The organism is Geobacillus sp. B4113_201601, assembly GCF_001587475.1.
Taxonomy (GTDB): Bacteria; Bacillota; Bacilli; order Bacillales; family Anoxybacillaceae; genus Geobacillus; species Geobacillus icigianus.
Map to the genome: position 1 here is coordinate 73,236 of NZ_LQYX01000111.1, position 9,769 is coordinate 83,004.

Annotated in this window: 9 protein-coding genes and 2 pseudogenes; 9 read left to right on the forward strand and 2 right to left on the reverse strand. The window is 39.8% G+C overall.

The window, feature by feature from the left end; genetic code table 11:
* Window positions 1-810, reverse strand: an 810-nt coding sequence (locus B4113_RS15605) for a transposase (protein ID WP_082799328.1), incomplete at its 3' end; no start/stop codon positions are given.
* A gap of 155 nt (window positions 811-965) precedes the next feature.
* On the opposite strand from B4113_RS15605, the gene B4113_RS15610 reads away from it, so the two are divergent.
* The 9 genes and pseudogenes from B4113_RS15610 to B4113_RS20810 all read left to right on the forward strand — a co-directional run.
* Entirely contained in the window at window positions 966-2,195 is a 1,230-nt protein-coding gene (locus B4113_RS15610) for an MFS transporter (RefSeq protein WP_160331383.1), read from the forward strand.
* Window positions 2,196-2,708: 513 nt separating this feature from the next.
* A complete protein-coding gene (locus B4113_RS15615) occupies window positions 2,709-3,365 on the forward strand; it encodes a DUF4145 domain-containing protein (RefSeq protein ID WP_061912653.1) in 657 nt (218 codons plus the stop codon).
* A 102-nt stretch (window positions 3,366-3,467) separates the two neighbouring features.
* Window positions 3,468-3,905: pseudogene (locus B4113_RS15620) on the forward strand (transposase); the annotation flags it as partial.
* A 163-nt stretch (window positions 3,906-4,068) separates the two neighbouring features.
* A complete protein-coding gene (locus B4113_RS15625; protein ID WP_033843335.1) occupies window positions 4,069-4,545 on the forward strand; it encodes a tetratricopeptide repeat protein in 477 nt (158 codons plus the stop codon).
* Between the two features lie 84 nt (window positions 4,546-4,629).
* Complete coding sequence (locus B4113_RS15630; RefSeq protein WP_061912654.1) at window positions 4,630-5,700, forward strand: hypothetical protein; 1,071 nt, start codon at window positions 4,630-4,632, stop codon at window positions 5,698-5,700.
* A gap of 155 nt (window positions 5,701-5,855) precedes the next feature.
* Window positions 5,856-6,029: a hypothetical protein gene (locus B4113_RS19955; RefSeq protein ID WP_156102697.1), complete on the forward strand. Its 174-nt coding sequence runs from the start codon at window positions 5,856-5,858 to the stop codon at window positions 6,027-6,029.
* A 44-nt stretch (window positions 6,030-6,073) separates the two neighbouring features.
* Entirely contained in the window at window positions 6,074-6,664 is a 591-nt protein-coding gene (locus B4113_RS15635) for a Fic family protein (RefSeq protein WP_324696865.1), read from the forward strand.
* A gap of 258 nt (window positions 6,665-6,922) precedes the next feature.
* Window positions 6,923-7,858: a tyrosine-type recombinase/integrase gene (locus tag B4113_RS15640; RefSeq protein WP_033019891.1), complete on the forward strand. Its 936-nt coding sequence runs from the start codon at window positions 6,923-6,925 to the stop codon at window positions 7,856-7,858.
* A gap of 375 nt (window positions 7,859-8,233) precedes the next feature.
* Window positions 8,234-8,456 (forward strand): annotated as a pseudogene (locus B4113_RS20810) (IS66 family transposase); the annotation flags it as partial.
* Window positions 8,457-8,848: 392 nt separating this feature from the next.
* Here the strand turns inward: B4113_RS20810 and B4113_RS15650 are convergent.
* A partial coding sequence (locus B4113_RS15650) for an anhydro-N-acetylmuramic acid kinase (protein WP_153017172.1) occupies window positions 8,849-9,769 on the reverse strand: 921 nt, incomplete at its 5' end.

Below are 9,769 nucleotides of genomic sequence, written 5' to 3' on the forward strand. Positions count from 1 at the left end.
TGTGACGAACACGGTACCACCTGACTTCAGCTGGTCTTTGGCCTGCCGGAAAACGCATTCGATCGTCCAGCGCTGGGCATAGTAACGCAAGATCTCTTCATCGCCTAGCTCCCGGTCGGTGCTCAAGACGACATGGAGATGATCCGGCGTCATCGGTTCATCCGCCTTCCAAGCCAGCAGCACCACCGCGTCATCAAGACCGTTGAGCGCGCCTTCGTAGCGGTAGACACGATAGCGCTCGTTCCCCACCGTGACGAGGCGGGTGTCGTTGGGCTCGATATAATGGGCAAACTCCTTCGCTTGGATGGCGATGCCTTTCGGGTAGAGAATCCGGTTCGTCTTGAGCATGGCGATGACATGGAATGTGTGCACCATCCGCCAAACGAGCGAATGCCCCCAAACGGATGGATGATCGTTGTGCGAGTAGTGCCAATCACACCCTTGAATGGCATGGGCGGCCCGTGACGAAGGCTTCGTTTTTTGGCAAATGGTATCATCAATCGAAACAAAAAGGGGTTGATTCTCCTGTTTGGCTAGGCGTTCGATCTGGCGAAGGATCCATTCTTGCAGCTTCTCAAGCAGTTTTTCCTCGTTCCAAGGGCTTTTCGTGAAAAAGTGGCTCAGTGTCGTTCGATGATTCGGGTGAAAACTCCAGTGATGGACATCGGTCAATGTTCCCGAAAATCCCTTGGTAGTCAAGGCATCCACAATATGAACGAGATGCTTGATGACCGGCTTCGAGAAATAAAGCGCCAATCCCAGCGTCATGAAAAACTTGTGGATTCCTTGATGATGTGCTAATCTATTCATGAGACATGAACCTCCTTGTGGGTAGTTTGAGCACATCTATTTTACTCAAGGAGCTGGGTTCATGTCTCCTTTTTTGTTTAGCTGTCAATTTATGTTAGCAAATTTGCTCATCTACAGTAGTTAATTTTCCTATCAAAAAAAGCGAGTGAATAAAATTGTCGAAAAGATTAGGACGCAATTTCTATCATTTACTTATAGCTGTCTCTTTTTCCACCTTTGGTGATGGGCTGACGTTACTGGCTATGCCTTGGTTAGCATCTACGATTACATCTAATACATTTTCTGTTTCGTTGGTTTCTGCCTCGATGACTTTACCTTGGTTGTTATTCAGTTTATACATAGGAGCCCTCATTGATTATTATCCAAAAAAGAAATTAATGATTGTAGCAGCCATTATTAGAATAATAGTGTTGATTGTACTAAATGTAAGTATTTTATTCAAAATAATAAGCATCCCTTTGTTAATTTTCGCAGCATTTCTCATCGGAATAACAAAAGTAGTATTTGACAGTACAGCCCAAACATTAGTTCCTTCTATAGTTTCAAAAGATATTTTAGAGAAAGCCAACGGTTATATAATGACTTCAAGACTAACTATGAGCGATGTGGTAGGACGGTCCATAGGCGGAATCCTGATTAGTTTTGGAATATTTATCCCATTTGCTCTCGATATCATTTCACTCCTAGCCACTATTCCTTTTTTATTTTTATTAAAGACAACAGCTAGTTTGAAAAATCATGCTTTAAATAAAAAGAATAAGTTAGATATTCTTGAAGGAGTAAAATTTGTTTGGAGAAATCAATTATTGTTGACTTTAGCCTTAATGGGGATTGGAATTACTCTCATGTTCACCTCTACGTTGGCCATACAAGTTTTTTATGTGAAAGAGATATTAAAGCTAGACTCCTCTGGCTTTGGACTGTTAATAGCCGTTGGCACTATTGGAAGCATTATTGGTAGCCAAAGTATATCGTTATTGAAAAATAAATTCGGTTTTAATGCTACCATTTTAACGTCGCTATTAATGATGGGATTTACACTTGGAAGTGTTGGATTAACAAGCAATCCGTTTATTGTTGGAATTCTTTATTTTATTGCCAGCTTTTTTATTGTAACTTTCAATATTTGTAACTTATCATTGCGTCAGAGAATAATCCCTGATAATAAATTAGGCAGGGTAGGTGGAGTCTTTCAATTACTATCTTGGGGAATGAGTCCATTAGGCATGTTGCTTGGAGGAGGAATTGTAAATCTGGCGGAAAAATATGTGAGTAGAGATATTGCTTTAAGAATTCCTAACATCTCCTTAGGAATTGTTTATTCTGTGTTATTTGTAGTCTTATTCATCGCTTTAAAGAAATTGAACAAAGGTGCTATGTTTTGACGGCTGGCAAGCCCTCGTTTACCTAAAGAAGGGTTCGGGAGATCGATCGGGGTAGAATCTCATTCGTTCTGAGCTCCATCCTTTTAGGCAAATGAAATTGGACATTTTTCTTCAAAAAACGGCGGCCTTGATTAGCGAACCAAACTGACGGCCAAACGAGTGCAACTCTTTGCGGCCCTAGGGCTGGAGCCTCCTCCGGAGATCCTAGGCATCCATCCTCACGCCTAGATACACGCCCAACGTATGCCCCAATGCCCCTCGTCCCTTTAGTATCAAGGGATGAGAGGCATTTTGTTTGCCGCGTCACTGTCGAAATCGAGGAATCCTTGTTGAACAGGAAAAGCCGTTGTTTGTTATTTTGTCTAAATTTATTCCTAATGAAACTGAATATATGATGAAATGTGAAATGCTGTAAAGTTTTATGGTACAATGGAACTGCATAGTCTTCTGAATATTTGTCAGGGATTAGAGTGATTCGGGAAACGACCAACGCGTATGGAGGAAAAATTGAAGATGGCGCACAATTTCCGTTTTTTAGAAGAAAAATGGGAAGTTCTCGCTCGCGTGGGGGAAACAGTGGAACGAAACGTATATCAAAATCCAAACGTGGCGATGAGTGAACTGAGGAAATTTGCGGAAACGATTACAAAATATATTTTAGCTTTAGAAGAAATTCGGGAAGAGCGGGGAACGGATCAGCAAGAACGTCTAAGAGTTCTGTTTTACGAGCAAATTATCCCGAAAGAAATCTATGACTTATTGACGGTCATTCGGTTGAAAGGGAATGAAGCGGTACATAATCCGAGTTATGGAGAAGTAAACGAAGCAAAGGCTTTATTGCATATGGCGTTCCGCATCGCCGTTTGGTTTATGGAAGTGTATGGCGATTGGTCATTCCAAGCTCCGGAGTATATCGAACCGACACCGCAAACCTCTATCACAACAGATGAGTTCGATCAGATCGTTCAATCATACGAAGAAAAGCTCGCTCGATTGGAAACGGAGCTTGAAAAGATACGGAAAGAACAGCTATATATTAGCAGTGAAGAGAAGCAAAAACGACGTGAATTCTCTCAACGTGCCATCGCGAACTTCGAATTGACGGAGGCGGAAACCCGTCTTCTTATTGACCAACAATTACGAGATGCCGGGTGGGAGCATTCCTGTTAGAAGTTTTTTCGGGGACTTGAATAAAAAAAGCCCTCTTGGTATGATTCGGGGGTGTCAATTGGATGAATTGACCCCTAATTTGGATACCAAGGAGGACTATACATGAATTCTATCTCAAACAAGAAGATTAATCAAGTCACCGATCAAACGCTGGTTGTTGGGATGGATATTGCAAAGAAAAAACATTATGCCTGCTTTGTGGATGAGCGAGGGAGGGTGCTGAAAAAATCGTTTCCCGTTCCGCAATCCAGAGAAGGGTTGGAATGGTTGTACCAGTGCATCGTGAAAGCGATGGAGGAATTTGAAAAAACGGAAGTGATCGTTGGCATCGAGCCAACGGGACATTATTGGCTGAATCTCGCCTATTTTCTTGATGAGAAAGGCATCCCTCTCGTCATGACAAACCCGATGCACGTGAAGCGCTCCAAAGAGCTGGACGACAATCTTCCAACCAAGCATGATGCGAAAGACGCGCTCGTCATTGCCCGGTTAGTGAAAGACGGCCGATTCAGCTATCCGCGCCTTCTGAAAGGGATGGATGATGTATTTCATTCTACAAGGAATCCGCAGGTAAGGGCTATTTTTATGTTTACTCGATTTTATCTAGCACCACGGGTTGTAATTGGAGAATTTTTCTTCTCTGATTATCAATAATGGGAAGATGAATCAAGTTGGGATTATGTTTTAGAAGAGGAGCGAGCATATGAATACATCCGACTTAATACAATCGGCTGAAAAATTCCGGATAGAGGGCGATTTACAGAGTGCATATGATTTGCTCATTCTATTAGAAAAAATCGAAGCTGACAACCCTTTTGTTCAGTTAAAAATCGGCTTGACTTTAGATGCTATGGGTAAAGAACAAGAAGCGATACCTTACTATGAGAGAGCACTGTCGCTTGGGTTACCTGCTGAGCAACGATGTGTAGCATTATTATGTCTGGGTTCAAGTCTTAGAAATATAGGGCAGTTAGAACATTCCAAACACATTCTTAAGAGTGCAATCGAGGAATTTCCAAATCATATTGGAATACGTTGTTTCTATGCTTTGGCACAATATAGTGCAGGTGAGTATGGTGAGTCTGTTCGCACGCTCATAAATGCAGTACTGCTTCTTTCCCCTGAAAGCGTAAAACCTTTTGCACGAGGTCTTGAACATTACGCAGATGAATTAAAATGATATTGTTGAACCCTTGTGGAAGGAAGAGCGAATTAACTTCTATACTGTGATTTTCTGGTTAATTTTCTATTTGGAGGGATTAAATTGAGAGCAAAGAAAGCATTACCTATTTTATTGACATCAGCTATGTTATTTGGATCAGCACCAAGTAGTGTACCGATTCCTAATTTGGTATCGAAAGTAGAGGCAGCGACCGTTTCTGTTCCATATGTGAAACCAGAAATCATTCAGGAACAATGGGCGGTTGGTGACTATGTTGACAGTATCGGGAATGTTGTAAAGGATGCTGCTGAAAATGTCGGTTTTAAGACCTCTAAATCAGAACCAGGAACATTGGTTATTGAACTAAGAAAGAAAGAATATTGCTGCTGGGAGTCAATCCGTACTTCGACAGGGACACCTCGCGCCTTACTTTACGCTGAACCATACAGGTTAGACGGCAGGGATGGTTATGCGACTAAGGTAACGGATACGCTTCATTTAGCAATGGATTATATGAATAGGGATTCCAAAGAGGATTTTTATCTTAGATTATCTTTCTATGTAGAAAATCCTGATAGTGATCACACGTATTGGTTGGCGTTTCTAGGATCAAATGCCCGAAATTCTTATTATTACAAGGCTTATTTTTACCCTAATGTAAATCTTGTTCCTCTAACAAGCACAGAAAGAGATCAGTATATAAAGGGACAAAGCATTAATATTGGCTCAAATAGTGGGAATAATACGGGGTCTAATACTAGCAATAAACCGACAACTCCAAATACTGAAAGAAAACCAACAATTCCAAAATTGAATGTCAAATACATTGGAAGGCTAGTAATTAAAAGCAACAATGTCTTTATGTACAATTCAAAAGGAAAAGTGCATCGTAAGTTAAGAAAAAATGAGGATGTACGAGTATACGCCGTTCAAAAAGATCGTTATTTGGTCGGTGACGGATATTATGTGAAGAAAAGCGACAGCGTATCTTACTATGTCGGAACCATTTATTCAAAGAAAGGGGACATGATCATCTATACCCCTAAAGGAAAACCATATAAGAAAATTAAGGGCAAACAAAAATTAAAAGTATATTCAACTAAAAATAATGTGTATCAAGTCGGCGGTGGGTACTATGTGCGTCCTAGAAGCAATATTGTGTTCCAGCGATAGGGGATGGCAGGATGAGAAAGTTGATAAGGGTTAACTTTAAGAATTATCTTTTGTTTTTTTGTTTAGAAATAATTGAAAAACGAAAGATAATTAGGTATAATCTAGAATATAAAAACCAAAGATAATTCGGTTATTTTTGGAAAGGAGAATTTGTGATGAAAATGAACCAAAAAGTTGAACAAATTTTGTCGGAGGTAAAAGCGTCGTTGAGTTTTGAGGGTCTGCAAATAACTGAAGAAGAAGAAAAACTAATCAAAGCTGCATTGATGGGAGATATTAGCCGATCGGCCTTTCTAAAAAAGGCAAGAGAGTTGGCTGAAAACCAATGATGCAGTCGAAGCGATCGAAATACTGGTATCCAGGGACCGAAGTATTGATCAATAATTTCAATATTCGTGACCCCAAAAAACTCGAAACATTAGAGCGTATTATTACAGGTGAACGATTAGCAAAGCTATATCTAAAACCTATTTATGGGAATTTTGATTTAAAACACTTACAAGCAATACACAAATTTCTTTTTAGCGACCTTTATCCTTTTGCCGGAAAGATTAGGGACGAAAACATTACGAAAGGCGGTTTTTCTTTTGCTAATGCCCAGTTTATTGAGGAATCGGCCAAACAATTGTTTAAGGAGTTAGCCAATGAAAAGTATTTGAAGGGTTACGACTTCGAGAAATTTTCCGAACGTGCAGCATACTATTTGGCCGAGATTAACGTATTGCATCCTTTTCGAGAAGGAAATGGACGAACACAACGTGAGTTCATTCGTTCCTTAGCTCTTAAAAATGGATATTCTCTTGAATGGAACAGAATTGATGGTGAAGAACTATTAAGTGCTTCAATACGATCCATTACTGACATTCAGCTTTTAGTTAATGTATTAAAGAAAGCCATTGTAAACAGAGAGCCTGACAGACAGTTAATGAGGTTGTTTGAAAATGCAAGAGGAATAGAAAGATAGGAGAACACTCAGTGAAAATGAAACGCGAATGAAAAAATACACAGACGAACAAATGGCATTCAGCGACTTGAAAAGCGCGCTGGAAACTGCATTGAAGCATGAATGAAATGAGGCTGAAGAAAAATCAGTCAGATGGCTTGCTGGAACTGGATCGGGTACCGTCGGCCGATTCGTGGACATGTTCAAGGACATCGTAGCGAGGGAAAGAAAATAAGTAGATGTAGACCAAATATTTTGATTTGAAAGGGAGAAGGGGAATTGGAAAAATACATTCATTGGTTACAGCAACAAGGAAAAAGTGAACATACCATCCGCCGATACAAAACCGTACTAAAAGAATTTCAGCAATGGTACGAAGAAATGACGGGTGAAGTTCCCTTCGATCCCCAAAACGTATCTGCTGTCGATCTTCAAGACTGGAAGAACTATCTAATAAACATTGCGTGTATTGAAAACCCAAAAACAGGAAAGAAAAAGCTCGCGATTTCTACTGTTAACAACAAAATTGAGAGCTTAAAGGCTTATTTCCGGTATCTTTATGATACCGGTGCTATTAAAGATAATCCGGCTTCTTCTCTTTCCGTGCAAAAACAACAAATGCCACTATCGCCGCGTTGGCTTGAACGTGTTGAAAAAAATAAACTTTTGCATTACATCGACGATAAGGAAAAGCAAAAGAAAAATATGTGGCGCTATGCAAGAAACCGAGCGATTATCTACTGTATGCTCCACGCGGGAATGCGGGTAAGTGAGGTTGTAGAGTTGGAATTAGAAGATATTGATTTCGAAAATGGTTATATCAATATACGTGATGGTAAAGGTGGAAAGGCTAGACGTATTCCCATGAACAGTGATCTAAAACATGCCTTAAGTCTATGGATAAGTGAAAGGAACACTAAAGTCCCGAATACAAATAAAGTCTTTGTCTCTCAGAAAGGTGGCCATCTAACCATATCTGGCATAAATAACTTATTTACTAAGATTCGACATGACTTGAGAATGGAAGGACTTACACCGCATGTGCTACGACATACTTTTTGCCATGATTTGATTGACAAAGGTTTTCCTATTACTTATGTTGCCGATCTTGCAGGTCACAGTGATTTAGATACTACTAGGAGGTACGTGGCCACAAGCGATAAGGAAATGAAAATCGCTGTTGAATCTTTATCTTCAGGACGCTATCGTGTATAAAAAAAGGAACATTTATAGAGGGGGGGATGAAATATTTAGGATAAATTTACTGTGGATGAGTGTTTTTTATTATAGTAATTCGAAGGCATTGATCCGTATACTCAAGCCAAGTAATTCTTCCATTAAGGATACAGGTAAATAAAAATTTTTCAAAAATAACTTACCAAAGGATCCTAAGGAATTAATCAACAACAGATGGAAAGATGTTACACCAGAAGGAATAACAAAATACCAAATCACAAGAGTTTATCGATCCTGAAACTGGAATGAAGGTTAGATTTGATCCCGGAAAACTAGGAGCAAATGGTTTTGAAGGCAAAGATCATTATCATGTATAGAATCCAAATAGTACAGGTAAAAGGGATTATTATCTTGATGTTAACGGCAATCCCGTGCCAAAATATATTGACAATGGAGAGCCTCATGGGCAAAATCCAACAACAAAACCAGTTCATTCATCAGCTCATCCAAGAAAACGAACAGTTGCGTTAGAAAAAACAAGCACTTGAACACAGAAAATGAACGACTCAGCGGTCGCATTCAAGAGCTGGAAGTACGCGCGAAAAAAAACAGCTCCAATAGCCATTGGCCCCATTCTCTGACTGCTAAGGAACTCCATTCTCTATTAAAAAAAAAGAGCTTGATTTACCGGATTTCAAACAGGCTTCGATGAGCGCTTGGGACGGCAAAAATAGATATTATCAAGAATTTTGTATCTCACATTTTGCGCCCCTAACAGGATAAATAAGAAAGGGGTTTTTATTTTTTTGAAATAATATTTCGATCACGATGACGAGTGATGCAAGCCTTTTACCATTGCTCGTCATTCCGTACGAGGTTACACAGAAATACTCTATCCTACAGAATCCTTCACTGATCAAGTCAAGGATGATAGGCTTCCCTTACGCTTGTTCGATGTGTCCATCCGGCCGTTCCAATAGGACGCTCTGACATACCAAGACTTTTCACGTAGGAATGTATCAGATAATTTTATGTTAGTAAAGTTTTTGTTAATAACTTTTTCTGATCGCCGTAAGGGGGAAACGTTAATTGTCCCAGTAAAACGAATTCTTTTGCTCCTGTGGCCTTTGGCATATTAGTTTTTTGTTGATGAATATATTCATTTGCCAATACTGCAAAGCCAACGGCTTCTTTTTCATCAGCGGTAACTCCTAAATCATCCATCTTTATCAATTTTTTATCCGGTAACAAAGATTGAATCATTTTTAATAAAGTCTTGTTATTTCCGCCACCGCCGCTAACGACGATTTCGTCGATTTTAGCCTCTGGGAACACGAATCTTTTGTACGCCTCCGCGATTGAGTACGCGGTAAAATAGGTCGCAGTTGCGATTAAATCTTTCGGAGAAAGGTCAGAAAAATTTTTTATCATCTTTAAAGTAAATTCTCTTCCGAATTCTTCCCGGCCTGTCGATTTTGGCGGAGATTTTTTAAAGAAGTCATGATCCATTAATTTGGCAATCACATCATGAGGAACTTTCCCTTGGGAAGCAATTTCTCCGTTTGCATCATAAGGGATATTTAAAAGAGTCCTACATAATTCGTCAATGATCATATTTCCAGGTCCTGTATCAAACGCGATAATGTCTTCTTTTTTCGCATTTCTTTTTAAAACAGTGCAATTCCCGATACCACCGATATTTTGCAGAATTCTTCCTTTCCTCTTACTCCTGAATAATAACCAGTCTATATAGGGAATCAATGGAGCCCCTTCACCGCCGGCTGCAATATCCATGGCTCTGAAATTTGAAACGACCAGTGTTTTCGTTTCATACGCCAAAACTGAAGGATCTCCGATTTGTAAACTAGATTTTGTTAAAGGAGCATTCCCGTTAGGAGCTTTTCCGGGGACTTGATCAAAAAAAGCCCTCTTGGTATGATGCAGGGGTGT

What these genes read in the sequence shown, in the direction of transcription:
- B4113_RS15615 (WP_061912653.1), top strand. Translation starts at nt 2,709, where the DNA reads ATGGCGCACAATTTCCGTTTTTTAGAAGAAAAATGGGAAGTTCTCGCT.
- B4113_RS15625 (WP_033843335.1), top strand. Translation starts at nt 4,069, where the DNA reads ATGAATACATCCGACTTAATACAATCGGCTGAAAAATTCCGGATAGAG.
- B4113_RS19955 (WP_156102697.1), top strand. Translation starts at nt 5,856, where the DNA reads ATGAAAATGAACCAAAAAGTTGAACAAATTTTGTCGGAGGTAAAAGCG.